Source organism: Pseudomonas hunanensis, assembly GCF_013393325.1.
GTDB lineage: Bacteria > Pseudomonadota > Gammaproteobacteria > Pseudomonadales > Pseudomonadaceae > Aquipseudomonas > Aquipseudomonas putida_P.
The window spans coordinates 424,378-450,697 of sequence record NZ_QJRC01000095.1 but is presented as its reverse complement, the minus strand read 5'-3'; the positions used below and the strand labels follow the sequence as shown (position 1 = coordinate 450,697).

Here is a 26,320-nt window from a genome sequence, read left to right as displayed (position 1 = left end):
GGGGGACCAATCGCAGGGAAAGTCAGGTGCCCAATCGATGACAAGCATGTCGACTATTAATGACCACTGATGGTCTAACGAGCAAAGCCCGGATAAAGTCAGTGGTAATTAGAGGTTCACAAAGGCGAGGTATGCGATGTCCCGCATGATCCGTTTCCACAAGTTCGGCGCTGCCGATGTGCTCCGTTGCGAGGAGCAGGCCGAACCGTCACCCGCTGTCGACGAGGTACAGATCCGCGTCGAGGCGATTGGCGTCAGCTGGTATGACGTGCTTTGGCGCCAGAACCTGGCACCATCCCAGGCACGCCTGCCAGCGGGGATCGGCCACGAAATGGCTGGGGTGGTGACTGCGGTCGGTGAAGGGGTCGAAGACATTGCCGTCGGTGATCGGGTTGCCAGCTTCCCGGCCACCAGTGCCAACGACCACCCGGTGTATGGTGATGTCATCGTGCTGCCGCGCACTGCCATTACCCGCTACCCGGATGTACTCACCCCCATTGAGGCCAGCGTGCACTATACGCCGCTGCTGATCGCCTATTTCGCCTACGTCGACCTGGCGCGGGCCAAGGCGGGTCAGACTGCGTTGGTCACCGATGCCAGCCATTGCGCCGGCCCTGCTTTCGTGCAACTGGGCAAGGCACTGGGGCTGAAAGTGTTCGCCGCCACCAAGGAAGCGGAGCAGCGTGAGTACCTGCTGGGCCTGGGTGCCGACAAAGTGATCGTTACCGAAGAGCAGGACCTGCTGCTGCAGATTGGCAAGTACACCGATGGCCGTGGTGTGGACATGGTCCTCGATGGCATGGGTGGGCCGCAGATGTCGCTGCTGGGTGATGTGCTGGCACCGCGTGGCAGCCTGGTGCTGTATGGCCTGCAAGGCGGCAACCAGACGCCGTTCCCGGCCTGTGCGGCATTTCAGAAGAACATTCAGTTCTATGTCCACTGCATCGGCAACTTCACCGGCAAACCAGAACTTGGTATCAGCCAGGATCAGGTGGCACTGCAGCGTGCCTTGCGCGATATCAACCAGTTCACTGCCGACCAGTTGCTGACACCGCAGATCATCAAGGTGTACCCGTTCGAGCAGGTGGTGGACGCGCATCGCTATATGGACCAATGCCCGTGTGGCGGACGTGTGGTGCTGGACATGGCACAACACTGACGGTTCTTTGTGTTATCGGAAAGCCCGGGCAGCGTCCCGGGTTTTTTTATGCGTGGGGTAAAATGATTTAAGTCTTAAAAAGTAGGAGCGTTCCTACAATTAAATACGACACGGACTACATTCTGGTCGATGACTTTCGGGGTGTTGGAAATATTGCGCCAAGTATTCAGGCTTGAACTCTTTTTCTCTGGGGTGCAATGTGGGGTCGCACTTTTGCTGAATGGTTTTTTTACCGTGAACTGTGTCTTCAATTCGCTCTGAATTCCTCTCGATAATGGCCCAATGATAGTTTGCGCAAGGAGCGTGGAATGAGCATGGCTATGCCTGGAGTAGGGCGGTGTGTGGCAGCGGCTGGCCGTCGCAGTGGTGGTTATTTTTCGATGGCTTGGCGACAGTGAAGGGTTACGTCATTACTTTCATTTTGTTGTAGGAAATTTCTTCTGGAAAAGTTCAGGGTATGTCGACGCGCCAGTGTTTGGCTCGGCATTCGCTGGCTGCATGAAGTTGATGAGGTGATTTCGTGACTGCTATTCACGACCAGGCAATGCATTATATCTACCAGCAAGTGCTCGAACGCTTGCTGAGCCACATGTCCCAGGCACAACGTGCTTCCCTGCAGTTGCTGATACAACGGCTGCTGGTTGCTGCCGGCGGGCCCGAATACATCGGTACCTTCCGTTTGCAGGTATTGCAAGGCAGTGATCCCCAGGGCATCCGGCTGCTTGCCATGCTGCGTGCCGCGCAACTGAGTATTGCCCTGCGTGCCCCGGAAACCTTCCAGTTGCGGGTGCTGGTGGTCAGCCTGCCGGTTGTCGATGGTGCCACGCTGGAGGCTCACGAGCGCAGTTTCAGCGCCTTGTTCATGCAGGATGACCCGCGGGTGCAATTGCAGATGATCGAGGGGGGCACGGTTGTGCCGTTCAGCCGTCGGCCCTCGGCAACGCCCGAGCATTGGATACTGGCAAAGGACGCCATGTTGATGTTCGGCCACCTGATCGATGCCAGGCCCGAAGCCCTGCTGGGTAGCCGCTTGCACCTGGAACTGGCGGGTGCCGTTGGTTTTGCGCTGCTGGCAGAGGCGCCCGCCGATGCATTGGTCACGGCTATACCCGCCTTTCAGCGCCGTCGATACCTGGCGTGGGCGAGGCGTAGCCTGCGCCTTGCCGGGGAGCGCGGTCCGTATGCGGTACACCAGTGCCTGGCGGCGCTGGTGAATGGCTTGGGCCGGTTACATGGCGCTGCCGGTGGCGCGCAGGGTAGCCTGGCAGAGCCGGCATTGGGTGCTGCACCGGAAGGGGCGACGGTGCGGCTGTTAGCCCTTGATGACTTGCTGCCGCACTTGCTTGAAGAGCAGCCGCTTGATGCCATGCTGGGGTGTGGTTTCGAGGCCGTCCCGGATGCTTTGCCACTGTCGGAATTCGTCGACTCGCTAACCATGGCACAGTTGCACCAACTGCGTGCGCGCAGTCTGGAGCCACAGGCTGGTCGTCCAGCGCTGCGGCTGGCAGGGCAGGTGGCCGGTAGCAAACAGCGCGAGGCACATCAGTTGCAACTCGGCAAAGCCTACGGCATCAATCAGACCCAATTGGTGTGCTTGCTGTTCAGCCCCTTTGCCAGGCAGGGGAAAAACCTCGAGCGGTTCTTGCAGTGTCGGCATGCCGACATGCTGGTAGCGTTGCCGTACCTGCACAGGGCCTTGCAAGGTAAACCCTGCCCCGATGCGGTAAAAGCCTGGTTGGTGAACACAAGTGGCATGCCGCTGGGCCAATTGCGGGCGATTTATGCCGGGCAGTTGCCGCTGACTGCCTGGCGTCTGCTTAACTATCTGGCCCGCCGCGATGTGCACCTGAGGTTGTTGCCGCGGCAGGCGTCGGGGCGGCGGCGCGGCTTTGTGGGGCTGCCTTGATGGGGCGAGCGACCGCCGGCGAGTTCGCGTATCGCAAGGTGTATCGCTACCTGGAAGCATTGATCGATCAGGCTGCTGGCGATGGCCCATGCCGGTTACCGTCATTGCGTGCGCTGTCCCGGCGGCTGCGGGTGTCGTTGGCCACGGTACAGAATGCCTATAGCCTGCTGGAAGAAGAGGGCCGCGTGCACTGCCGGCCGAGGTCGGGCTATTACGTGGATAACGCTGGCAAAGAACAGGCCGTGGCTACGCACAGGCAGCCTCCCTTGCCGGCGCAGCCGCTGTTGGAGCGCATTCTGCTAGGCCACGAGCGGCGCCTGGCCCGCCAACGTGACTGCAGCGTTGCACCCTGGGATGCGCTTGGCAGCACCCGATTGCGCAATGCCATTGCTGAACGCTATACCCGCTCCTCCAGCCAGTACTGGCGTGCCGATGATGTGCAACTGGCCCCCGATGTGCTGGCGTTGATCGAGACACTGCTCGCGGCGCTGGCCTTGCATGGCGGTACTGTGCTGGTACATTCGCCCTGTTGCTGGCAGGTTTTACGCGCCTTGGCGCGTGCTGGCATGCGCGTATTGGAGGTGCCACTGGATGCTCAGGGCAACCCAGACCTGCCTGCCTTGGCCAGGTTGCTGGGGAGCGAGCCGGTAAACATGCTGGTCATGCCATCGTGCCTGGGCATGCCACAAGGGCGGCTGCTTTCACCGTACTATCAGCAGCAGCTTGGTCTATTGCTTGGCCAGTACCCTGTGTGGTTGCTGGAAAACGACCTGGACAGCGAACTCTGTTACAGCGGGCCACCGAACAAACGCTTGCGCGACTGGGTGGACCCGCGTTGGCTGTTGGTGATGGGCACGTTCGAGGCTGCGGTGGGGCCCGAAGCGCCGTATGCCTATTTACTGAGCCGTGACGCCGAGTTGGCCAAGGCGTTCGCCGAGCGAGCATTTCGGCTGGCGCCGCTACGCTTGCAGGCGCTTGCGCACATGCTGGGCAAGGGGGAAATCGAGACGCAATGGGTACAGTTACGCCTGGACCTGCAAAGGCGCACGCAATGCCTGGCGCGTGTGCTGGCGTTGCAATTCGGCCAGCGGGTGGTGCTGGAGATGCCGCAAGGCGGGCAGATGCTGTGGGTGCGCTTCCGTCAGCCGCTGGTGTGGGAGGGTATTAACGCAGCGTTGGCAGGCTCACCGTTGCATGTGCTGTCCGGCGAGCAGTTCAGCCTGCAGGGGCGCTACACGCAATACCTGGCATTGATGTGGTTGGGGGGGCACCCGGATGATCTGCAACAGGCGGTAACGCGCTTGGCACAGGCGTTGGAGCCGCGTTGCGGGCGTCGTACTCGCAACCTGTAGCAGTAGCCTTGTGCTGCGAAAGGGTCGGCATGCCAAATAACTGCATGAGGCATTCATGGCTTTTTCGTAACACAAGGCTGCTCCTGGCAGGGGCGTGAAATTGCGTACTACTTAGTGTTGTTCCTGCCCTTGGCGCAAACGGGTACTGACCAGTGCCGCCAATACGAGCAATGCTGCAATGATCCATAGACCATGGCGGGTGCTACCGGTGGTCTGCTCGATCAACCCCATCACCGACGGCCCGACGAAGCCACCCAACAGGCCACAGGTGGTGACGAAGGCCAGGCCCGCCGCCAGTGCGTTACCGCTCAGACGGCTGGAGGGGAAGACAAAGATGATCGACTGCACCACGAACAACATCAGTGCGGTAAGGGAAAAACCGATCAGGCCAATGAAGGAGCTGCTCAGCGATGCCAGCAGCAACCCGGTGGCCATGGTCAACAGGCCGAAGAACAGCAGCGTGCGGCAGCGGCGCGGTGAGGTGGCCAGGCGTGGGAAGGTGGCGGCGCCTATGGCAGCGGCAATCCAGGGCACTGCTGTCAGCAGGCCGACCTGGAAGGGTGATAGGGCAGCGTAGGTGCTGATGATGCCGGGCAGGAAGAAAATCACCGTGTAGATGGTGATCTGGTGCACGAAGTACACCCCGATCGCCAGCCAGATCTGCCGGTCGCGGAACATCTGCCCCAGCTTGCTCTGCTGCGGTGCGGCAGCCCGTTCGGCGGCCAGGCGGCGTTCGATGTCCTGGGCGTCGGCGGCCGACAGCCAGGGCGCCGAGGCCGGGCCGTCCGGCAGCTTTTTCCACACCACGAAGGCCAAGGCCACGGCAGGCAGGCCCTCGAGCACGAACAGCCACTGCCAGCCGTGCCAGCCCAGCACACCATCCATTTCCAGCAGGGCACCGCCCAGCGGGCCACTGAGGATGTTGGCCAGGCACACGCCCAGCAGGAAGTAACCGGTGGCGCGGGCGCGCTGTTCGCGGTCGAACCAGTAGGTCAGGTACAACATTACACCGGGGAACAGGCCCGCTTCGGCCACCCCCAGCAACAGGCGCATGATGTAGAACGACGTTTCACCCTGGACGAAGGCCATGCCCGCCGAGAGCAGGCCCCAGGTAATCATGATGCGGGTGATCCAGAAGCGCGCGCCCACCCGGTGCATGATCAGGTTGCTGGGCACTTCGGCCAGGGCATAGGTGAGAAAGAACAAGCCAGCGCCCAGGCCATAGGCTGCTGCCGAAAGGCCCAGGTCGATGCCCATGCTCGCTTTCGCCAGGGCGATGTTGGTGCGGTCAAGAAAGCTCATCACGTAGACGACGATGAGCAGTGGCATCAATCTGCGTAGCAGCAAGCTGTTCAGGCGCTGTTCGTTCGTGGCGGCAGGGGCCGAAGCCGCTGCGCGGGTGAGGGTTGTCATTGTTTTTTTCCCCATGAAAAGTGCTGGTGGCGTGCCGTGTGGCCACGGCACACCCAGGTCTGTGGGTCAGGAGCGGTTGATGTCGAGCCACACTGCGCCATTGGGGTACTGGTAGCGCTCCAGGGTCTCGGCGTGCATTTCAATGCTGTAACCGGGGCGTTGTGGCGGCATGTAGCGCCCGCGTCGGATCACCACCGGGTCGATGAAGTGCTCGTGCAGGTGGTCGACATACTCCAGCACCCGGTTGTGCAACGAGGCCGACACCGCGATGTAGTCGAACAAGGCAATGTTCTGCACATATTCGCACAGCCCGACGCCACCGCCGTGCGGGCACACCGGCACGTCGTACTTGGCCGCCATCAGCAGTACGATCAGCACTTCGTTCAGGCCACCCAGGCGGGCTGCGTCCAGCTGGCAGAAGTCCAGCGCACCGGCCTGGAACATCTGCTTGAACATCACCCGGTTATGGCAATGCTCACCGGTGGCCACGCCAATCGGCGCGATGCGCTGGCGTATGGTGGCGTGGCCGAGGATGTCGTCGGGGCTGGTCGGCTCTTCGATCCACAGTGGTTCGAAGGCAGCCAGGCGGCGCATGTTGGCAATAGACTGCTCCACGCTCCACACCTGGTTGGCGTCCATCATCAAGGTGCGGTCCCAGCCAATTTCTTCGCGCAGGATGCTGGCGCGGCGGATGTCCTCTTCCAGGTCGGCACCGATCTTCTGCTTGATATGGGTCCAACCGTCTGCCACGGCCTCGCGGGCCAGCGTGCGCATTTTCTCTTCGCTGTAGCCCAGCCAGCCCGGTGCAGTGGTGTAGCCTGGGTAGCCTTCACGCAGCATCTGCGCCTCGCGCTGGGCTTTGCCCGGTGCCTGACGGCGCAGCAGGGCGATGGCTTCTTCGGGTGTGAGCACATCGGTGACGTAGCTGAAGTCCAGGCAGTGCACCAGCTGTTCGGGTGTCATGTCGGCCAGCAGCTTCCAGACGGGCTTGCCCTCGTGCTTGGCCCACAGGTCCCATACGGCATTGATGATGGCGGCAGTGGCCAGGTGGATCACGCCCTTTTCCGGGCCCAGCCAGCGCAGCTGGCTGTCGCTGACGGTAAAGCGATGCCAGAAAGCGCCCATGTCGGCGGTGATTTCTTCAAGGGTAAGGCCGACGATAAGGGGGGCCAGCGACTGCACCGCTGCCGCGCAAATCTCGTTGCCACGGCCGATGGTGAAGGTCAGGCCGTGGCCTTCAAGGGCTGCTGCGTCAGTGTGCAGCACCACGTAGGCCGCCGAATAGTCGGGGGCGCTGTTCATGGCGTCGGAGCCATCCAGCGACAGCGAAGTGGGGAAACGGATGTCACGAACGCTCAGGTGGGTAATACGTATGCTCATGGTCGGCTCTTGTTCTGTTCAAGCACTGGGAGCGCTGACTGTAGGTTGTCGAGCGATACAGGCATAATCGCCAAATCTTAACCAGCGATACCGGATTCGATATGTCTCGCTCGTCAACCGACAATACCCAGGTGCCTGCCAGCCTCGGCGCACTGAAGATCTCCAGCCGGCAGATCACGTTGCTCAATGCCTTGGGCGAATTCGGCAACCTGCGCCGTGCGGCGGCCGCGATGCACACCACGCAACCGGCTGCCAGCCTGTTGCTGCAGCAGCTCGAGGAGCGCCTGGGGGTGCGTTTGTTCGAACGCCTGCCACGGGGTATGCAAGCGACGCTGTATGGCGAGGTGATGATCCGCTATGCGCAGAACGCGTTGCATGAGTTCGAGCATGCCCAGGCGCAAATTGCCGAACTGGCGCGCGGGGCTTCCGGCCTGGTGCGGGTGGGCAGCGTCATGGGCCCGGTACCGGGTGTGCTGACCAAGGCGGTGCTGGCCTACAAACGCGACCACCCCAACGTGCGCATCGCCCTGGAAGTAGGCACCAGCGATACTTTGCTGCCCGCCTTGCTGCGTGGCGACTTCGACATGGTGGTGGGGCGCCTGCCGGACCAGAGCGACAGCCAGGCGTTGAACATCGAGCTGTTCGAAGGCGGTGAACAAATGCGCGTGATTGCCCGCGCAGGCCATCCCTTGGCTACAGTCGCCTGCCTGCAGCTAGCCGATCTGGTGCACTTGACCTGGATTCTGCACCCCATCGGCAGCCCGATGCGCCGCCGCGTCGAAAGCGCATTGCAGGCCGGGGGCATGGTGCAGTCGCTGGATATCGTCGAAACCGCCTCGATCCTGGCGACCACTGCCATGCTCGAAGCGTCTGAAATGATCGCGGTGGTGCCCAATGACGTGGCCCAGCACTATGCCCGCTATGGCATGGTCGCCATCCTGCCCGTGGAACTTCCTCTGGCCATGGCCAACCTTGGCGTGCTGACCCTGCGTTCGCGGCCCAACTCGGTTGCCCTCGATACCTTGCTGGGCTATTTGCGCGCTCAATAACTTTCACCCGCACGAGGCCCTGCGTCTATGCCGCCGGACATGACCCATTCCAGTTTTTGCAACTGGATCCGCTACAAGCACCTGGTGCTGATCGATACCCTGGCGCGCACGCGCAACATGCACGCTACTGCCACACGCATGAACCTCAGCCAACCAGCACTCAGCAAGATGCTGCGTGACCTTGAGGAGCAGTTCGGCTTTGCCCTGTTCGAACGCCTGCCACGCAGCATGCCGCCCACCGAGCTGGGTGAATACGTGGTGCGTTACGCCCAGGGTGCGCTGGCCGAGTCGCAACAGTTTGTCGACCAGGTCAACCGCCTGCGTAACGGCGGGCATGGCTTTATCCGCGTTGGTGGGATCTTTGCCGCAACCGCCTTGGTGCTGCCGCAGGCCATCGCCGCCATCAAGGCACGCAGCCCATTGCTGTCGATTGAAGTGGTGGAGCATTCCAGTGATCACCTGCTGACCATGCTTGAGCAGAACAAGCTGGACATCATGATTGGCCGTTTCACCGAAGAGCGTTTCAGCCAACTGTTCGACTTCCAGCCGCTGGAGCCCGAGCCCTTCAGCCTGGTAGTGAACAGCGAGCACCCGCTCAACCAGCTCGACAGCACGCCACTGGAAGCACTCGGCGACTGGCCGTGGGTGCTGTACCCGGTGGGCACGCCGATCCGCAACCGCCTGGAGCAGGCGTTTCGGGTGGCCGGTATCGCAACGCCCGCCGACAGCGTGGAGACCATCTCCATGCCGATGTTCCTGCAACTGCTGCAATCAGCCCCGATGATCGCCATGTTACCGCGCTCGATGGTTGCTGCGCAGTTGGCCAGCGGGCAGTTCAAGGAGCTGCACAGCCCCTTGCATGTGCCGGCGCTGGAGTATGGTGTGGTCACCCGCAAGGATGAACCGCTGAGTGCTTCGGCCCGCGCGTTTGTCGAGATCTTGCTGGAGGGCGCACAACGTCGCAGGGCAGCGCTAGCATAGGAAGCGGGGGGCTGCTGCACGACCCAATGGCCCCCATAGTCGATTGAAGATTTCGCACCGATATCTTGTTGCGATAACGCCAGGTTATCGTTCGATCGGATCATCTCATTGGGAATGTTGCGCAAGGCTTCTTACAGTGGCGACAGCCATAACAAGAAGTCAGCCGCACCGCCCTGAGAGGTCCCATGCAACTGATTGCCAAATCCGGTGACCCAGCCGTCATCCGCCTCAACCCGCTGGACAATGTGCTCATTGCTCGCCAGGCCCTGCCGCAAGGGCTGCGCCTGGATGCCGAGGCGATCACCGTGCGCCAGCCAATTCCCTCGGGCCACAAGCTCGCCACCGAGCGTGTGGAGCAGGGCCAGCCGCTGCGCCGTTATGGGCAGATCATCGGCTTCGCTTCGCAGGCTATCGACGCTGGCGACCATGTCCATGTGCACAACGTGCAGATGGGCGATTTTGCCCGTGACTATGCCTTTGGTGTCGATACCCGCACTCAGCCGGGCAGCACCGCACAGTTTCAGGGCATCGTGCGCGCCGATGGCCGGGTCGCTACCCGCAACTACATCGGCATTCTTACCTCGGTGAACTGCTCGGCGACCGTGGCCCGCGCCGTGGCCGACCATTTTCGCCGTGACATCCATCCCGAGGTGCTGGCCGACTATCCGAACATCGACGGCGTGGTGGCCCTGACCCACGGTGCCGGTTGCGCAGTGGACCCCAGCGGCGAAGCCCTTGGCCTGCTGCGCCGCACCTTGGCCGGGTATGCCGTTCACCCCAACTTCGCTGCCGTGCTGATCATTGGTTTGGGCTGCGAAACCAACCAGATCGAAAGCCTGCTGGAAACCCAGGGCCTGCAGGCCAGCGCGCAACTGCGCGCATTCACCATCCAGGGGATTGGTGGCACGTCGAAAACCATCGCAGCCGGTATCGCACAGGTCAAGACGCTGCTGGCCGAGGCCAATCAGGTGCGGCGTCAGCCGGTCAGCGCCCGGCACCTGGTAGTCGGCCTGCAGTGTGGCGGCTCCGATGGTTACTCGGGGATTACCGCCAACCCGGCATTGGGCAATGCTGTCGACCGCCTGGTGGCAGCCGGTGGCACCGCGATCCTCTCCGAGACCCCGGAAATCTACGGTGCCGAGCACTTGCTGACGCGCCGCGCGGTAAGCCGTGAGGTGGGCGAAAAGCTGGTGGCGCGCATCCGCTGGTGGGAAGACTACTGCCAGCGCATGAACGCCGAACTGAACAACAACCCCTCGGCCGGCAACAAGGCAGGGGGGCTGACCACCATCCTCGAGAAGTCCCTGGGTGCGGTGGCCAAGGCTGGCTCCAGCAACCTGGTCGATGTGTACCAGTACGCGGAAGCCGTGCGTGCCCAGGGCCTGGTGTTCATGGACACCCCTGGCTACGACCCGGTATCGGCCACCGGTCAGGTGGCCGGGGGGGCCAACCTGATCGCCTTCACCACCGGCCGTGGTTCGGCCTACGGCTGTGCCCCGGCACCGTCGATCAAGCTGGCGACCAACAACCGGGTGTTCGAGCACCAGCAAGAGGACATGGACGTCAATTGCGGTGGCATCGCCGACGGCTCTACCAGTATCGAGGAGCGCGGCGCATTCATCTTCGAACAGATGCTGCGCATTGCCTCTGGAGCACGCAGCAAGAGCGAACAGCACGGCTATGGACAGAACGAATTCGTGCCCTGGCAGATTGGGGCAGTGACCTGATCGACCGCTCCCGTCCCCTTTTCGAGGTAACTGCCATGACTCAAAACACGCAGTACGACGCGCAAGCACTGACCACGTTTGTCGAGCGACTGTTCACCAAAGCCGGTGCGGATGCCGATGTCGCCCAGGCGGTGACCCGGGTGCTGCTCGAAGGCGAATTGCTCGGCCATCGTACCCATGGCCTGAACCTGGTCAGCCGCTACATCGACGGTATGCTCAGCGGGCACGTCAAGGCCCGCGCGCAGGCGCTGGAACAGGTCGCGGACAGTGGCATTTCCAGCTTGTTCGACGGCCATTATGTGTTGGGGCCGTATTGCGTCAGCCGGGCCCTGGACTGTGCGGCCAAGGGCGCGACCGCACAGGGCATCGGTATTGCAGTGGTGCGCCGTGCGGCGCATATAGGCTGCCTGGCTGCCTATCTCAAGCCCTACACCGACCAGGGCTTGGTGGCCATGGTTTACTCTTCGGACCCTTCGGTGGGGCTGGTTTGCGCCCATGGCGGCATTGACCCGGTGTACACCCCCAACCCGATTGCTGCCGGTATCCCGACCCAGGGCGAGCCGATTCTGCTCGATGTCAGCATGTCCACCGTCACCCTCGGCCTGGTCGGCCAATGCCGCGATGCCGGCAGCCGCCTGCCGCACCCGGTAGTGGTGAGCAATGACGGGCAACTGAGCGACGACCCAGGTGATTTCTTCACTCGCCCGCAAGGCAGCATCCTGCCCTTGGGTGGCCAGGCCTTTGGCCACAAAGGCTTCGCCCTTGCGCTGCTGGTTGAAGCCCTGACGTCGGGCTTGGGCGGCCACGGGCGCAAGGATGCACCAGAGCAGTGGGGTGCCTCGGCTACTGCCGTGGTCATCGACCCGCGCTTCTTTGGCGGCCTGGAAGCGTTCACCGATGAAACCAGCTTCCTGGGCCGACTGGTACTTGCCAGCCGCCCGCTCGACCCCGAGCGCCCGGTGCGTTTGCCTGGGCAAGCTGGCCTTGCCCTGCGTCGCCAGGCCCTGGAGCAGGGCGTGAATCTTTCGCCTCAGGTGGTGGCCGACTTTGACCGCCTGGCCGGGCAGTTGCAACTGCCGGCACTTTCCCATTGATGCACATTAAGGGTACACCGATGATTGAACGATCGAACGCCAATCAACCGCTGACGCTAAAACATGATGCCAGCGTGTTCGATAACGGCAGCTGGGTAGGGCGGGTCTGGTTGCCGGACCAAGGGCCGGCGGTAGTGCTGGTGAAAGGCGGTGCCGTCTACGATATCAGCACCCACGTGGCGACTGTATCGGCGCTGCTGGAAGTGGCCGACCCGGTGGCCTACCTGCGTGCCTTGCCGTTGGCCGAACCCTTGATTGCGTTGCCGGCATTGCTGGGCAACAGCGACCCCGCCCAGCGCGACCCACGCCAACCCTGGCTGCTGGCGCCGATCGACCTGCAAGCGGTAAAGGCCGCAGGCGTGACCTTCGCCACCAGCCTGCTGGAGCGTGTGGTGGAAGAACAGGCCAAGGGCGACCCGGCCAAGGCTGACGCTATCCGTGACACCCTGGCCAGCCGCATCGGGGCCGATTTGTCGCAGATCGTACCTGGCTCGGCCCAGGCCGAAGCGCTACGCAAGGTGCTGGTAGAGCAGGGCCTGTGGTCGCAGTACCTGGAGGTGGGCATCGGCCCGGATGCCGAAGTGTTCACCAAGGCCCAGCCGCTGTCGGCCGTTGGCCACGGCGCCGACATTGGCATCCACCCCAAGTCCAGCTGGAACAACCCAGAGCCCGAAGTGGTACTGGCGGTGTCGAGCGATGGCAGCATCAAGGGCGCCATGCTCGGCAACGACGTCAACCTGCGTGACTTCGAAGGGCGCAGCGCCTTGCTGCTGTCCAAGGCCAAGGACAACAACGCGTCCACTGCACTGGGCCCGCTGCTGCGGCTGTTTGACGAAAGCTTCGGTCTGGACGATGTGCGCGCCGCCGAGGTGGACCTGCGGGTCGAAGGCATGGACGGTTTCATCCTGTCCGGGCGTAGCTCAATGCGGCAGATCAGCCGTGACCCGCAAGACCTGGTGCAGCAAACCCTCAACGAGAATCACCAATACCCCGACGGCCTGGTGCTGTTCCTCGGTACCCTGTTCGCTCCCAAGCAGGACCGCGATCAGCCGGGTAACGGCTTTACCCACAAACCGGGTGACGTGGTGAGCATCAGCAACCCGCAACTGGGTACTCTGTGCAACCGCGTGACCACCAGCGATCTGGCACCGCAGTGGGCCTTTGGCCTGCGCGCGCTGATCGACAACCTTGGCCAACGTGGCCTGTTGGAGGTTGCAGCCACCGCGCGCCAGTTTTGAACGACACGCTGCGTCAGGGAGGGGCGCAGCAGCATCGAGGGATCGTCAAGGCGCTGATAGCGCGGCAACAATAATAAGAAAGGTCATCACATGAACCCTATGAAGAAGTACCAGCGCATCACCGTCGTGTTCCTGCTGCTGATCGGCATCGTCAACTACCTGGACCGTAGTGCGCTGTCGATTGCCAACACCTCCATCCAGAAAGACATGATGATCAGCCCGTCGCAGATGGGCATTCTGTTGTCGGCGTTTTCCATTGCCTATGCCTTTGCCCAATTGCCCATGGGCATGATCATCGACCGCCTGGGCAGCAAGATCGCCTTGGGTGCCTCGTTGCTGGGCTGGTCGGTAGCCCAGGCAGCGTTTGGCATGGTCAACAGTTTTGCCGGATTCATGGGCCTGCGGGTATTGCTGGGGATTGGCGAGGCGCCGATGTTCCCATCGGCGGCCAAAGCCTTGTCGGAGTGGTTCGACGCCAACGAACGCGGCACCCCGACCGGCGTGGTCTGGTCGTCGACGTGCCTGGGCCCATGCCTGGCGCCACCCTTGCTGACGCTGTTCATGGTCAACTTCGGCTGGCGCGGCATGTTCATCATTACCGGTGTGATCGGCGTGGTACTGGCGGTGTGCTGGCTGACCTTCTACAAGAGCAAGGCCCGTTACCTGGCAGAGCTTGCGGCCGAAGGCAAGCCATTGCCGGGCGAGCACCAGGCGCCGGTAACCGCTGCAGCCACGCCGAAGGCATCCTACTTCGCCGGCTGGCTCGCCCTGTTCAAGCACCGCAGTACCTGGGGCGCGGTGCTGGGTTTCATGGGGGTGATCTACATGCTCTGGTTGCACCTGACCTGGCTGCCAGGCTACTTCGAGCGTGAACATGGGCTGGACCTGTACAAGACCGCCTGGGTCGTGTCGCTGGCCTACGGTTTTGGTGCCGCGGGTACCATCGTTGCCGGGCGCTTCTGTGACTGGCTGGTAAAGCGTGGCATGAGCGTGCTGGGTGGCCGCAAGTTCAGTGTCATCACCGGCCTGGTGCTGGCCGCGCTGTTCACCTTGCCCCTGTCCTTCGTCACCGGCCTGACCGGCTGCATCATCCTGCTGTGCCTGGCGCTGTTCAGCATCAACATGGCCAGTGCCACCGCCTGGATGATCGTCAACACCATTGTCGACAGCCAGCGCGTGGCGTCGTTTGGCTCGATCCAGAACTTTGGTGGTTACATCGCCGGTTCCGTGGCACCGATCGTGACCGGGTTCAGCATCCAGTATTCGGGCTCGTTCACCACGGCGTTCATGATCAGCGCGGTGGTGGCGTTGTGCTCGGCAGTGGCGTACTTCCTGCTGCTGCAGGCGCCGATCGGCAGTGCCAAGGTCGAGGCAGAGGGGATGGTTCCAGCAACCAAGTAGTTTGATACGTCACGCAACCCCTGTAGGAGCGGCCTTGTGTCGCGAAAGGGCCGCCAAGCGGCCTCAGTGATATTGGCGTTGTTCTCGATATCCGGGGGCTGCTGCGCAGCCCATCGCGACACAAGGCCGCTCCTACACAAAGCACCATCGAGCTGACCCACGGCGCTTGTCAGGCATGCTTGTCTGTATGTATAACCAGTGCCTGTTACCACAAACTGACCTTAGCCCGTGATCGCCCATTCCGTCGACGACCCGTTCTACTACCTGTACAACTTCCGCCAGGTTGTGCTGTGGGTCGAACAGCGCTACCAGGACCTGCTCGATGACCAGGAACTGGCTTTCATCCGCGCATTCAGCCAACTGCAAGCACCAGCCCAAGCCTTGATGGTGCGTATGGTCATGCGCAAAGGCGAGTTGTTTCGCAGCGACCGGCTCGACTACGCCGAAATCGGCGACACTGCGCTGGCGCTGCAGCCATTGCAGGCCCTGGGCTGGGTGCGGGAACCCGAGCAACTGGAACTGGAGCAGCTGTTCGCCTTGCTACGCAAGGACGAACTGGCCCGTTGTTTCGCCCGACAACTGAGCCGCCCGCGTGCCGCCAAGCATGAGCTGTTGGCACAGCTGAAGCCACTGGAGCTACGGGCCCGGCCTTTGGCCGAATGGTTTCCCGACAGCGAGGTGCGCATCCTTCAGTGGTGCTTGCAGCCTCTGTGCGACCGGGTGCGTTTGTTGTTCTTCGGCAACCTGTACCAGGACTGGTCAGACTTCGTCCTCGCCGACCTTGGCCTGCTGCGCTACGAGCAGGTGCCGTTCAGCAGCGATTCCCGAGCCTTGCAACGGCGTGACGAGCTCGACCTGGCCATGGCGTTGCACCAGTGCGCCGAGCGCCTGGAGCAGGGTGGCGACCCAGTGTCGATCCTCGCGACCCTGCAAGGGCTGAACAGTGAAAACCCTTGGCTGGCCCGGCGCCATGCGCGGCTGCAATTCGCCTTGGGCCAACAATGCGAGCGCCAGGGGGACTGGGATCTGGCCATGGCCGTGTACGCGCAGTGCGACCATGCCCAGGCACGCATTCGCCAGGTGCGGGTACTGGAGCGCAGCGAACAGTGGCCCCAGGCCCATGCACTGGCGCTACAGCTGGCTGCGGCACCGGCCAATGCGCTGGAAGTGCAGGCCCTGGAACGCATGCTGCCACGCCTGGCGCGCAAGCTTGGCGGCCCGCCACAGCGGCGCCAGCGTGTCGCGCCGCTGGAGCTGATCGAACTTGAACTGCCCCGCGAGCACGCGGCACTGGGCGTGGAAGAAGCCGTGCGTCAGCACCTGGCGCTAGAGGGGGGGCAGGCACATTATGTGGAGAACACGTTGTTCAACAGCCTGTTTGGCCTGTTGTGCTGGGAGGCCATCTTCGCCCCGGTGCCCGGCGCATTCTTCAACCCGTTCCAGGCTGCGCCACAGGACCTGCACGACAGCGACTTCCAGCAACGGCGCAGTGCACTGTTCCAGCGCTGCCTCGGGCGGCTCGATGACGGCAGCCATCACCAGGCGATTCTCGACTGCTACAAGGGCAAGCAGGGCCTGCAGTCGCCGTTCGTGTTCTGGTCCATGCTCAGCGAAGACCTGCTGCAACAGGCTTTGGCTTGCCTGCCGGCCGCCCAACTGAAGCAGTGCTTTCTGCGCCTGCTGCAGGACATTCGCAGCAACCGCGCCGGCATGCCGGACCTGATCCAGTTCTGGCCCGAGCAGGGCCGTTATCGCATGGTCGAGGTCAAGGGGCCCGGTGACCGTCTGCAGGACAACCAACTGCGCTGGCTGGAGTTCTGCAGGCAACACGGCCTGCCCGTCGCGGTGTGCCATGTGCGCTGGAGCGAAACGCCTTGAGCTACAGCGTGGCAGTGCGTGCCTTGTGCGAGTTCAGCGCCAAGGTCGGTGACCTGGACCTGCGTTTCACGCCGTCGCCCACCGCCCAGGAAGGCATTGAAGGGCATCAGCGGGTAGTGGCCCGGCGAGCTGCGGGCTACGAGTCCGAAATCACCCTCGAAGGCCAATTCGAAACCCTCAAGGTGCGGGGCCGCGCAGACGGTTATGACCCTGGCAGCAATCGCCTGGAAGAGATCAAGACGCACCGAGGCGACCTGGCGCGTCAGCCGGCCAATCACCGCCAGTTGCACTGGGCACAGGCCAAGGTCTATGGCTGGCTGATGTGCCAGGCACGCCAACTGCCGAGCATCGAGGTGGCGCTGGTGTACCTGGACGTGGACAGCGATGGCCAAACGTTGTTCAGCGAGCACTACACGGCTGCCGAGTTGCGGGAGTTCTTCGAAATCCAATGCCAGCGCTTTCTCGGCTGGGCCCACTATCAGCATCGACGCCTGGGTGATCGTGATCAAGGCCTGCAGGCACTGAGCTTCCCCTATCCACAATTCCGCCAGGGCCAACGGCAGCTGGCTGAAACCTTGTACAAGGCGGTGAGCACCGGCCGTTGCCTGATGGCCCAGGCCAGCACTGGCATTGGCAAGACCCTAGGCACCTTGTTCCCGCTACTGAAGGCAATGGTGCCGCAACAGCTGGACAAACTGTTCTTCCTCACCGCCAAGACCCCAGGCCGGGCGTTGGCCCTGGACGCCATCCGTCAGATCACCGATGCCACGCCGCAACCTGCCTTGCGCACACTGGAGTTGATCGCCCGCGACAAAGCCTGTGAGTACCCGGACAAGGCTTGCCATGGCGAATCCTGCCCATTGGCTGCGGGTTTCTACGACCGTTTGGCGGCAGCACGCGAGGCTGCGGCCGCACAGCCGTTGCTCGACCGCGCCAACCTGCGCGAAGTGGCGTTGGCACACCAGGTATGCCCGTACTACCTGGGCCAGGAGATGGCGCGCTGGGCCGACGTGCTGGTTGCCGACTACAACTACTACTTCGACGCGCATGCCTTGCTGTTTGGGCTGACCCAGCTCAACCAGTGGCGCGTAGCGGTGCTGGTGGACGAAGCGCACAACCTGGTCGAGCGTGGGCGCGGCATGTACAGCGCCAGCCTTGACCAAGGGCAACTGCTGGCCTTGCGCCAGAGCAAACCGCCCGGGCTGGTCAGTGCGCTGGACCGCCTAAACCGGTACTGGAACGCGCTGTATAAAGAGCAGCGTGCGCCGTACCACGCCAGCGAGTCGCTGCCCGACGGGCTGTTGCGTGCTTTGCAGCAGTGCATCGGGCTGATTCAGGAGCAAATGAACCAAGCGCCGGCACACGTGGACCCGCAGGTATTGCAGTTCTTCTATCAGGCCTTGCAGTTCAGCCGGGTTGCCGAACTGTTCGATGAGCACTTCCTGTTCGACATCAGCCAGCGCCAGGGCACGCGCAAAGGGCGGCTGGCCACACTGTGCCTGCGCAACGTCACCCCGGCGCGCCTGCTGGCCCCACGTATGCAGGCGGCGCGCAGTGTGACGCTGTTTTCCGCCACGTTGAGCCCACGGCACTTCTACAGCGACCTGCTAGGGATGCCCGCTGACACCGCCTGGCTCGAAGTGTCCGCGCCGTTTCGTGCCGAACAGCTGGAAGTACGCATTGCCAGCCAGGTGTCCACCCGCTACCAGCAGCGCCAAGCCTCCCTGGCACCTATCGTCGAGCTGATTGCCCGACAGTATGAGCGCATGCCGGGCAACTACCTGGCGTTCTTCAGCAGTTTCGAGTACCTGCAACAGGTGGCCCGGCTGTTGGCCGAGCAGCATGGCCAGATTCCACTGTGGGCTCAGGAACCGGGCATGGACGAGGCGGCCCGCCAGGCATTCCTCGATCGCTTTGTCACCGATGGCCGAGGTGTGGGCTTCGCCGTATTGGGCGGTGCTTTCGGCGAAGGGGTGGACTTGCCAGGCACGCGGTTGATCGGCGCGTTTGTCGCCACCTTGGGGTTGCCCCAGGTCAACCCGGTCAACGAACAGTTCAAGCAGCGCCTTGGGCGGCAGTTTGGCGCGGGGTTCGACTATGCCTATCTCTACCCGGGCGTGCGCAAGGTGATCCAGGCGGCTGGCCGGGTTATCCGTGGCGACCAGGACCGCGGGGTGTTGGTGCTTATTGACGAACGTTTCGCTGAGCCCAGGGTTCAGCAGATGTTCCCTGGGTGGTGGCCGGCGGCTATCGTCTAGCGGTTTCTTGCCTTGGGCGATCACTCGCAATTCGACTGACTTGTAGGACGTATCTGAATTTCAACGGGTGACGATTACAACTCCCTTGCTGATGTTAGGTTTTCCAACCTGGACCATGCACAGGGAGTTTGTTTATGCGAGCCAATCTGGAAGGACAAGGTCAGGCAGTCGACGCATTGCCTGGTACGCTGGAGCCTGGCTTTTACGTGGTTCCTCGACGCATGTCGTTCCCCCAGGTGCTGCTGCAACTGGCCGAGCACGCTGCCACGTTGCCGATTTCCCTGTTACAGCGGCTCAACCCGACGTTCGAACAAGGGTTCAAGGCAGGTGAAATCTTCGTCATGGGTGACCCTGACAACGAACATGCCTGCGCGCGCGAGGAGCGAGAACTGATGGCAGCTGCACAGCACGCGCGGTGCGCGCTGAAGGTGCTCGATTTCGCTGAAGCGGACTTCATGATGCAGCACCAGGCCGATATCGCCGGTTTGCTCGGCAACGCCAGCCTGTCCATGGGCGTGGGGAGGGGCAAGCTGGATCAAGGCTTGGAGCGGGTCAGTCATACATTGATGGGTATCGAGCAATTGCACATCAACTACAGCCCGGCTTTCTTTGCCGAACGCCGGCAGTTACTGCAGCAGCTGGATGGTCAGCTGAAGGCGGCATTCCTTAACAAGCAGTTGAATCTGGGGCGCTATGAACGGCTGAAGAATCGTTTGAATATTTCGACCAAGTGCCTGGTGCACCATTGGTCGAAAGCGGGAGGCCCGGGGCAGATTGCGGGGTATGCGACGCATTTGGATAAGGTGGCGCGGCTCGGTAAGTACCTTAAAGAGGGTGGGCATGCTGCAATTGGGCTCGGAGGTACTTCGTCTTGCATGAACATTCAGAAGGTTTGCCGGGCCGGTGAGACGCAGGTGTGCAAAAAGACCCGAATGACAGAGGCAGTTAGTTTTGCCGGAAGCCTTGGGTTAAGTGCGCTCGTTTCCACTGGCGCTGGATTGGCCGCCGGTACGTTATGCGCGGCTTTTGCGGTTGGGGCTGGCGGCATCAGCGTTCCAGTGTGTGGGATTCTACGGGTCGGAGCTGAAGGGGCTGTTGGCGGCCTCGAGAGGGAAGTGCTTGGTGAGAAGGTAGGTGAATTCATCTACGCGGCTACAAGCGATTGACGTTAACGACTGGCCCATTTCGGCGAGCCCGTTAGCCCGGCATGCCGTCTGTCCTCGGCTGCAACAGGATGGGGAGATAATGGCGCAGGAATAGCAGCAGTGCCAGGCACCAGCACAGTGCCGAAAGGCTAACCCCCAGCGATGAGAACAGCGGCAGAACCACCCGCGCCAAGGTCGCCAGTTGCATCAGGGCAAAAGCCCAAACCATGCTGGTTGGCACCTGCAATGGCCTGCCGGTGTGGCCCAGGCTGACCCGCGCCATCATGGCCAGGATCAGCCCGGTCATGGCCCCGACCGTCAGGGCATGGGTCACCAGGCTAGGGTTCAGTGCCACCCCGGCGTGCCACAGTGCCATTCCCAGGCAGGCGAGGGCGATCCAGGCGTAGGCCAGGTGCAGCGACCACAGCAGCGGTACGTGCCACAGGCCACGGTCGTGCCACAGCACCAGGCGGGCCGAGTGCAGCGTGAACAGTGCAAAGAACAGCACCGCCAGGCTGGCACGCGGTGTATCGGCAAGGCCACTGACAAACGCCAAAGGTACGGCCACGCTGAACAACAAGCAGGCCCGGTCCAGCCATGGGCGGGCAGGGGCCGCGCTCATGTTGCCCAGGCCTCGGCGGGTAAAGAACGGAATGACCCGGCCGCCGAGCACGGTCATCATCGCCGCCACCAGCCACAACCCGGCAAACACGCCCCGACGTTGCCACAGTTCGTCCTGGCGCAGCCAGCCGGCCAAGGTTAGCCACTGGCAGGCGGCGATCAACATTACCAGGCCGACGATCGGGTAATTGTTGCGCAGGCGCCGTTGCACGATCGGTCGCGCCAGGCTAAGCGCCACCAGCGGAAGGAAGCTGCCTTCGATCAGCACCAGCAAGCCACCCGGTAACGGCAGGAACCAACTTGCCCGGCCCAGCAGCCAAAGCAGGAACACACCCTGCAGCGCCCGCCCGCTCAAGCCAGGGATGCCACTCCAGTTCTGCACGGCGGTCAGCAGGAAACCCGCGATAACGGCAGCGGCGAAGCCGTAAAGCATTTCGTGGCGGTGCCAGGCGAGCATGCCGCCCGGCGGGGCAGGGGCCAGCGCCCCGGTCAGTACACCGACCCACAACAACAAGGCGACCAGCGCAAATAAACTGCCCCCCAGGAAGAACGGGCGAAAACCCAGGCCCCAGACGGCCTGGCGTGGGCGTGAAGCGATCGGTTGCACGAGCATGGGCGGTCCTTGGTTCGTTCAGTAGGCTTCAATTGGGGTAAGATCACGATCCGTGCCAATTGCAAAGCCCTTGAATATCAAGGTGATGGCACTGCTCAGGGTCCGAATGACATGCGCGTTTCGCGGTCATTGGGACTTGCTTGTATGTCGTTTTGACTTGCGTCAGGGTTTGCCGGTTTGCTCCCGGCTGACGCTTCGCTACAGGATTCACGCTTTGTCCGACCTCTCGAAAAATCCGCTGCTGCAGTACATGGCCCGCCTGGCCCCATCCAGCCAGCAAACCATGCGCTACATCCTTCAGGACGCCGCCGATCGGCTCGGCTTTGTCGACTGCAATATCGTCGATGTGCCCTGGCATCGGCTCGAGCCCGGCCATGTGATCGCGCTGGTGGCGGCGCTGCGGGCCGACGGTTACGCGCCCAACAGCTCATCGCTGTATGTCAACGCGATTCGCGGGGTGATGAACGAGGCCTGGCGCCAAGGCCTGATCGACCATGAGCTGCTGTTGCGCATTCGCGAGGTCAAACCGGCCACGGGCACCCGCCTGCCGCCAGGGCGCAACCTGCGGCGCAGCCTGATTCGCGAGTTGATGGACGTGTGCGCGGCCGACCCCAGGCCACAGGGGGTGCGTGACGCGGCGATCATTGCCTTGCTGTACGGCACAGGCATGCGCAAGTCGGAGTCGGTCGACATCGACCTCGACCAGGTCGACTTCCAAGCGCGCAGCTTGCAGGTGGTGGGCAAGGGCAACCACCAGTTGGTCAAGTACGCACCGCCGTGGGCGTTCGAGAAGTTGCAAGCCTGGCTTGACCTGCGCCGCCAGGACCTGCCTGCCGGGGCGGAAGATGACCCGTTCCTGTTCAACCGCATCCGTCGTGGCAGCCACATCACCCGAGCGCGAATCACCAAGCATGCGATCTACTACATCGCCCGCCAGCGCGGCGCGCAGGTGGGGGTGAAGATCATGCCGCACGACTTCCGCCGGGCGTTCATTACCCGTGTGATCGAAGAGCACGACCTGTCGATCGCGCAGAAGCTGGCGCACCATGCCAATATCCAGACCACGGCCATCTATGACCGGCGTGATGACAACGAGCGCCGGCGTGCGGTGGACCGCTTCGACTACTGAGCTTTGATTGTTTGGGCTGCAGAGCAGCCCCATCTGCACGTATAGCACCGAAACAGGGCCCAAGCGCGCCCCCGCTTTGTGCGCCATCTCCTGTATGCCCGATGCCAGAGCGGTCGCGGCAAAAGTTTCATCATCGTTCACCTGCGAAGTTGGCCCGCAACCTGCTATATCCAGCCTGCGAATTTGATCGAGTGGTCAGGCCGTGCGCGCTAGCAGCCGCCCGCGCCGTACCCTCTAAACGGCCAGCAGGCCACGTATTTCAGGGGCCGCAGGATGTCGCTCGCGGAGCAGATCGAACAACAACAAGGCGATGCGGGCTGGAGCGCTCACTTGCAACTGCGCTTTGTCCAGCGTGGCGACGTGACCCGCCTTGGTGCGTGGAAACATTTCGGACCTCTTTTGGTGCAGCGGCCTTTCTATCCCGAAGGTTCGCCGTGCCATGTCTATGTATTGCACCCACCGGGAGGCATCGTCGCCGGCGACCGCCTGGAGCTGAACATTCACCTGGAGCCGGGCAGCCACGCGCTGCTGACCATGCCCGGCGCCAGCAAGTTCTACCGCAGCATCGGCCCGACCGCGCGGCTGACCCAACGCTTTCACCTGGCCGCTGGCAGCACCCTGGAGTGGTTGCCGCAGGACAGCATCTTCTTCTCGGGCGCCCGCGCCAGCCTTGCCAGCCGTTTCAGCCTTGAGCCGGGCGCCCGCCTGCTGGCCTGGGAAACCCTGTGCCTGGGCCGCCCGGTCATGCACGAGCGTTTCGACCACGGCACCCTGGACAGCCTGTTGCACATCGAACTGCCCGACGAGGTTGGCCTGCATGAGCGCCTGCGTATCGCCGGCGGGCATCTGGACAAGCTTGGCGGGCATCCGCTGCTTGCCACCTTCTGTGCCGCACCGGCCGATCAGGCCGTGCTGGAGCAGGTCCGCTCATTGCTCGACGAACTGGGCAACCCGGCTGGCGCGACCCTGCTCGGGTCGCTGCTGGTGATCCGCCTGCTCGACCACGACAACCAACACCTGCAACGCACCCTGCAACGCCTGTGGCATGTACTGCGCCCGGCCATCCTCGGCCTGCCAGCCTGCCCACCGCGTATCTGGGCCACCTGAGAGAGCCCCATGGAGCTTACCCCGAGAGAGAAAGACAAACTGCTGCTGTTCACTGCCGCGCTGCTGGCCGAGCGTCGCCTGGCCCGTGGCCTGAAGCTCAACTACCCGGAAGCGGTGGCGCTGATCAGTGCCGCTGTGCTCGAAGGTGCCCGCGATGGCCGGACGGTCGCCGAGCTGATGAGCCTGGGGCGCGAGGTGCTGACCCGTGAGCAGGTGATGCCCGGTATCGCCGAAATGCTCCACGACGTGCAGGTCGAAGCGACCTTCCCGGATGGCACCAAACTAGTGACCGTACATGACCCCATCGTCTGAAACTACCAATGAGGGCAGCATGATCCCAGGTGAAGTCCAGGTCGCCGCAGGCGACATCGAGTTGAACAGTGGCCGTGAAACGGTCAGTGCAACGGTGGCCAACCATGGTGACCGACCGGTGCAGGTCGGCTCGCACTACCACTTCTTTGAAGTCAACGAGGCGCTGGTGTTCGACCGTGCGCCAACCTTGGGCTTTCGCCTGGATATACCGGCCGGCACGGCCGTGCGCTTCGAGCCGGGCCAGGCACGCACCGTGCAACTGGTGGCCTATGCCGGAAAACGTGAGGTGTACGGCTTTCAGGGCAAGGTGATGGGCGCACTGGAGGGCAGGGCATGAGCCGTATTTCCCGCCAGGCCTATGCCGACATGTTCGGCCCTACCGTGGGCGACCGCGTGCGTCTGGCCGATACCGCGTTGTGGGTTGAGGTAGAGAAGGACTTCACGGTTTATGGCGAAGAGGTGAAGTTCGGCGGCGGCAAGGTCATCCGCGATGGCATGGGGCAGGGCCAGATGCTGGCTGCCGAGGCCATGGACCTGGTGCTGACCAATGCCCTGATCATCGACCACTGGGGCATCGTCAAAGCCGACATCGGTATCAAGCACGGGCGCATCGCGGTGATCGGCAAGGCCGGCAACCCCGATGTGCAGCCAGGGGTGAACGTGCCGGTCGGGCCGGGGACCGAAGTAATCGCGGCCGAGGGCAAGATCGTCACCGCCGGTGGGGTGGACTCGCATATCCACTTCATTTGCCCGCAGCAGGTGGACGAGGCCCTGAACAGCGGTGTCACCACGTTCATCGGCGGCGGCACCGGGCCTGCCACCGGCACCAATGCCACCACTTGCACGCCGGGCCCCTGGTACCTGGCGCGCATGCTGCAGGCCGCCGACAGCCTGCCGATCAACATCGGTTTGCTCGGCAAGGGCAACGCCTCGCGGCCTGAAGCGCTGCGCGAACAGATCGCGGCCGGTGCAGTTGGCCTCAAGCTGCACGAGGACTGGGGCTCGACGCCAGCGGCCATCGACTGCTGCCTGGGTGTGGCCGAGGAAATGGACATCCAGGTCGCGATTCACACCGACACCCTCAATGAGTCGGGCTGCATCGAAGACACCTTGGCGGCCATTGGCGACCGCACCATCCACACCTTTCACACCGAGGGGGCCGGTGGCGGCCATGCACCGGACATCATCCGCGCGGCGGGGCAGGCCAACGTGCTGCCGTCCTCGACCAACCCGACCCTGCCGTACACGATCAACACCGTGGACGAGCACCTGGACATGCTCATGGTCTGCCATCACCTGGACCCGAGCATCGCCGAGGACGTGGCCTTTGCCGAATCGCGCATCCGCCGCGAGACCATCGCCGCCGAGGACATCCTCCACGACATGGGCGCCTTTGCCATGACCTCGTCCGACTCCCAGGCCATGGGCCGGGTTGGCGAAGTGGTGCTGCGCACCTGGCAGGTCGCGCACCAGATGAAACTACGCCGTGGGCCGCTGGCACCGGACACCTATTACAGCGACAACTTCCGGGTCAAACGCTACATCGCCAAGTACACCATCAACCCGGCACTCACCCATGGCATCGGCCACGAAGTGGGCTCGGTGGAGGTGGGCAAGCTGGCCGACCTGGTGCTGTGGTCGCCGGCTTTCTTCGCGGTCAAACCGGCCCTGGTGCTCAAGGGCGGGATGATTGTCACGGCGCCGATGGGCGACATCAACGGCTCCATTCCAACGCCACAGCCGGTGCACTACCGGCCGATGTTCGGCGCGTTGGGCGCGGCACGCCATGCCACGCGCATGACCTTTCTGCCCCAGGCTGCCATGGACCGTGGCCTGGCCGAGGAACTGAACCTGCGCAGCCTGATTGGCGTGGTCAACGGCTGCCGTCGGGTACGCAAGCCCGACATGGTCCACAACACCCTGCAGCCCCTGATAGAAGTCGATGCGCAGACCTACCAGGTGCGTGCCGATGGTGAGCTGCTGGTGTGCGAGCCGGCCAGCGAACTGCCGCTGGCCCAGCGTTACTTTCTGTTCTGAAGGAGCACCGATGATTGTCTTGACCCGCCGTATCAGCGACCCCGGCACGCTTGCTGTGAGTGGCACCGTCACCCTCGATGTGGACAGTCGCATCAAGAGTCGTTTGCGGTTAACCCTGGACGATGGCCGCGAGGCCGGCTTGATGCTCGAACGCGGCCACCTGTTGCGCGGCGGTGAACTGCTGGCCGATGCCGATGGCACCCACCTGATCCGCGTGTTGGCGGCGCCCGAGGCAGTGTCCACGGTGCGCTGCGCCGACCCGCACTTGTTGGCCCGCGCCGCCTACCATCTGGGCAACCGCCATGTGCCGCTGCAGATCGAACCCGGCCTGCTGCGCTTTCAACACGACCATGTGCTGGACGACATGCTGCGTGGCCTGGGCCTGACGGTCGAGGCCGAACAGGCCCCGTTCGAGCCGGAAGCGGGCGCTTACCAAAGTGCACCCCATGGCCACAGCCATGCTCATGGCCACGATCACCCGTTCGTACGCCTGCCTGCCCATTCCTGAACTGCCCTGGAG

The 26,320-nt window shown here is 62.9% G+C and carries 21 protein-coding genes; 18 read left to right on the top strand and 3 right to left on the bottom strand.

Going from position 1 to position 26,320, the window contains the following annotated elements; genetic code table 11:
• Window positions 1-136 precede the first annotated feature (136 nt).
• The 3 genes from DM807_RS18830 (at window position 137) to DM807_RS18820 (ending at window position 4,417) form a co-directional block, all read left to right on the top strand.
• Entirely contained in the window at window positions 137-1,159 is a 1,023-nt protein-coding gene (locus DM807_RS18830; protein WP_012272579.1) for a zinc-dependent alcohol dehydrogenase family protein, read from the top strand.
• 520 nt (window positions 1,160-1,679) lie between these two features.
• Window positions 1,680-3,065 (top strand): hypothetical protein, encoded by a 1,386-nt coding sequence (locus DM807_RS18825; RefSeq protein WP_179027708.1) that lies wholly within the window; start codon window positions 1,680-1,682, stop codon window positions 3,063-3,065.
• On the top strand, window positions 3,065-4,417 hold the full coding sequence (locus DM807_RS18820; protein ID WP_012272577.1) for a GntR family transcriptional regulator: 1,353 nt from the start codon (window positions 3,065-3,067) through the stop codon (window positions 4,415-4,417). Before DM807_RS18825 ends, DM807_RS18820 begins: the two co-directional genes overlap by 1 nt.
• 111 nt (window positions 4,418-4,528) lie before the next feature.
• On the opposite strand, the gene DM807_RS18815 is transcribed toward DM807_RS18820, so the two are convergent.
• A complete protein-coding gene (locus DM807_RS18815; RefSeq protein ID WP_012272576.1) occupies window positions 4,529-5,830 on the bottom strand; it encodes an MFS transporter in 1,302 nt (433 codons plus the stop codon).
• A 66-nt stretch (window positions 5,831-5,896) separates the two neighbouring features.
• A complete protein-coding gene (locus DM807_RS18810) occupies window positions 5,897-7,210 on the bottom strand; it encodes an L-fuconate dehydratase (RefSeq protein ID WP_012272575.1) in 1,314 nt (437 codons plus the stop codon).
• Between the two features lie 101 nt (window positions 7,211-7,311).
• On the opposite strand from DM807_RS18810, the gene DM807_RS18805 reads away from it, so the two are divergent.
• The 9 genes from DM807_RS18805 to DM807_RS18765 all read left to right on the top strand — a co-directional run bounded on the left by DM807_RS18805 (window position 7,312) and on the right by DM807_RS18765 (window position 20,002).
• A complete protein-coding gene (locus tag DM807_RS18805; RefSeq protein ID WP_012272574.1) occupies window positions 7,312-8,259 on the top strand; it encodes a LysR family transcriptional regulator in 948 nt (315 codons plus the stop codon).
• 27 nt (window positions 8,260-8,286) lie between these two features.
• A complete protein-coding gene (locus DM807_RS18800) occupies window positions 8,287-9,240 on the top strand; it encodes a LysR family transcriptional regulator (protein ID WP_012272573.1) in 954 nt (317 codons plus the stop codon).
• Between the two features lie 185 nt (window positions 9,241-9,425).
• Window positions 9,426-10,967, top strand: coding sequence for a UxaA family hydrolase (locus DM807_RS18795; RefSeq protein ID WP_012272572.1), 1,542 nt, complete (start codon window positions 9,426-9,428; stop codon window positions 10,965-10,967).
• 35 nt (window positions 10,968-11,002) lie between these two features.
• Window positions 11,003-12,061, top strand: a complete 1,059-nt coding sequence (locus DM807_RS18790; protein WP_179027707.1) for an Ldh family oxidoreductase — start codon at window positions 11,003-11,005, stop codon at window positions 12,059-12,061.
• A 20-nt stretch (window positions 12,062-12,081) separates the two neighbouring features.
• Window positions 12,082-13,299: a fumarylacetoacetate hydrolase family protein gene (locus DM807_RS18785; protein WP_179027706.1), complete on the top strand. Its 1,218-nt coding sequence runs from the start codon at window positions 12,082-12,084 to the stop codon at window positions 13,297-13,299.
• Between the two features lie 99 nt (window positions 13,300-13,398).
• Window positions 13,399-14,700, top strand: coding sequence for an MFS transporter (locus tag DM807_RS18780; protein WP_244965071.1), 1,302 nt, complete (start codon window positions 13,399-13,401; stop codon window positions 14,698-14,700).
• Window positions 14,701-14,928: 228 nt separating this feature from the next.
• Complete coding sequence (locus DM807_RS18775) at window positions 14,929-16,578, top strand: VRR-NUC domain-containing protein (protein WP_069942473.1); 1,650 nt, start codon at window positions 14,929-14,931, stop codon at window positions 16,576-16,578.
• Entirely contained in the window at window positions 16,575-18,836 is a 2,262-nt protein-coding gene (locus tag DM807_RS18770; protein WP_179027704.1) for an ATP-dependent DNA helicase, read from the top strand. Before DM807_RS18775 ends, DM807_RS18770 begins: the two co-directional genes overlap by 4 nt.
• A 134-nt stretch (window positions 18,837-18,970) precedes the next feature.
• Complete coding sequence (locus DM807_RS18765; RefSeq protein ID WP_244965056.1) at window positions 18,971-20,002, top strand: hypothetical protein; 1,032 nt, start codon at window positions 18,971-18,973, stop codon at window positions 20,000-20,002.
• A 31-nt stretch (window positions 20,003-20,033) separates the two neighbouring features.
• On the opposite strand, the gene DM807_RS18760 is transcribed toward DM807_RS18765, so the two are convergent.
• On the bottom strand, window positions 20,034-21,215 hold the full coding sequence (locus tag DM807_RS18760) for an NnrS family protein (protein ID WP_179027703.1): 1,182 nt from the start codon (window positions 21,213-21,215) through the stop codon (window positions 20,034-20,036).
• A gap of 214 nt (window positions 21,216-21,429) precedes the next feature.
• On the opposite strand from DM807_RS18760, the gene DM807_RS18755 reads away from it, so the two are divergent.
• The 6 genes from DM807_RS18755 to ureE all read left to right on the top strand — a co-directional run bounded on the left by DM807_RS18755 (window position 21,430) and on the right by ureE (window position 26,308).
• Complete coding sequence (locus DM807_RS18755) at window positions 21,430-22,344, top strand: site-specific integrase (RefSeq protein WP_012272565.1); 915 nt, start codon at window positions 21,430-21,432, stop codon at window positions 22,342-22,344.
• A gap of 273 nt (window positions 22,345-22,617) precedes the next feature.
• The gene (locus DM807_RS18750; protein ID WP_012272564.1) at window positions 22,618-23,451 is read left to right on the top strand and encodes an urease accessory protein UreD; all 834 of its coding nucleotides are present in this window, start codon (window positions 22,618-22,620) and stop codon (window positions 23,449-23,451) included.
• Window positions 23,452-23,460: 9 nt separating this feature from the next.
• Window positions 23,461-23,763 carry an urease subunit gamma gene (locus DM807_RS18745; RefSeq protein WP_003253929.1) on the top strand — a complete coding sequence of 101 codons (303 nt, stop codon included), beginning with the start codon at window positions 23,461-23,463 and terminating at the stop codon, window positions 23,761-23,763.
• A 19-nt stretch (window positions 23,764-23,782) separates the two neighbouring features.
• Window positions 23,783-24,100, top strand: a complete 318-nt coding sequence (locus DM807_RS18740) for an urease subunit beta (protein WP_012272563.1) — start codon at window positions 23,783-23,785, stop codon at window positions 24,098-24,100.
• Entirely contained in the window at window positions 24,097-25,800 is a 1,704-nt protein-coding gene (ureC, locus tag DM807_RS18735; RefSeq protein ID WP_012272562.1) for an urease subunit alpha, read from the top strand. The genes DM807_RS18740 and ureC overlap by 4 nt, the downstream gene beginning before the upstream one ends.
• 10 nt (window positions 25,801-25,810) lie before the next feature.
• Complete coding sequence (gene ureE, locus DM807_RS18730) at window positions 25,811-26,308, top strand: urease accessory protein UreE (protein WP_012272561.1); 498 nt, start codon at window positions 25,811-25,813, stop codon at window positions 26,306-26,308.
• Window positions 26,309-26,320 lie beyond the last annotated feature (12 nt).

Bases quoted from the DNA above. Each gene is read 5' to 3' on its own strand.
- DM807_RS18830 (WP_012272579.1), top strand. From the start codon at position 137: ATGTCCCGCATGATCCGTTTCCACAAGTTCGGCGCTGCCGATGTGCTC.
- DM807_RS18820 (WP_012272577.1), top strand. From the start codon at position 3,065: ATGGGGCGAGCGACCGCCGGCGAGTTCGCGTATCGCAAGGTGTATCGC.
- DM807_RS18815 (WP_012272576.1), bottom strand. From the start codon at position 5,830: ATGACAACCCTCACCCGCGCAGCGGCTTCGGCCCCTGCCGCCACGAAC.
- DM807_RS18810 (WP_012272575.1), bottom strand. From the start codon at position 7,210: ATGAGCATACGTATTACCCACCTGAGCGTTCGTGACATCCGTTTCCCC.
- DM807_RS18805 (WP_012272574.1), top strand. From the start codon at position 7,312: ATGTCTCGCTCGTCAACCGACAATACCCAGGTGCCTGCCAGCCTCGGC.
- DM807_RS18800 (WP_012272573.1), top strand. From the start codon at position 8,287: ATGCCGCCGGACATGACCCATTCCAGTTTTTGCAACTGGATCCGCTAC.
- DM807_RS18795 (WP_012272572.1), top strand. From the start codon at position 9,426: ATGCAACTGATTGCCAAATCCGGTGACCCAGCCGTCATCCGCCTCAAC.
- DM807_RS18790 (WP_179027707.1), top strand. From the start codon at position 11,003: ATGACTCAAAACACGCAGTACGACGCGCAAGCACTGACCACGTTTGTC.
- DM807_RS18785 (WP_179027706.1), top strand. From the start codon at position 12,082: ATGATTGAACGATCGAACGCCAATCAACCGCTGACGCTAAAACATGAT.
- DM807_RS18780 (WP_244965071.1), top strand. From the start codon at position 13,399: ATGAAGAAGTACCAGCGCATCACCGTCGTGTTCCTGCTGCTGATCGGC.
- DM807_RS18765 (WP_244965056.1), top strand. From the start codon at position 18,971: ATGCGAGCCAATCTGGAAGGACAAGGTCAGGCAGTCGACGCATTGCCT.
- DM807_RS18760 (WP_179027703.1), bottom strand. From the start codon at position 21,215: ATGCTCGTGCAACCGATCGCTTCACGCCCACGCCAGGCCGTCTGGGGC.
- DM807_RS18750 (WP_012272564.1), top strand. From the start codon at position 22,618: ATGTCGCTCGCGGAGCAGATCGAACAACAACAAGGCGATGCGGGCTGG.
- DM807_RS18745 (WP_003253929.1), top strand. From the start codon at position 23,461: ATGGAGCTTACCCCGAGAGAGAAAGACAAACTGCTGCTGTTCACTGCC.
- DM807_RS18740 (WP_012272563.1), top strand. From the start codon at position 23,783: ATGATCCCAGGTGAAGTCCAGGTCGCCGCAGGCGACATCGAGTTGAAC.
- ureC (WP_012272562.1), top strand. From the start codon at position 24,097: ATGAGCCGTATTTCCCGCCAGGCCTATGCCGACATGTTCGGCCCTACC.
- ureE (WP_012272561.1), top strand. From the start codon at position 25,811: ATGATTGTCTTGACCCGCCGTATCAGCGACCCCGGCACGCTTGCTGTG.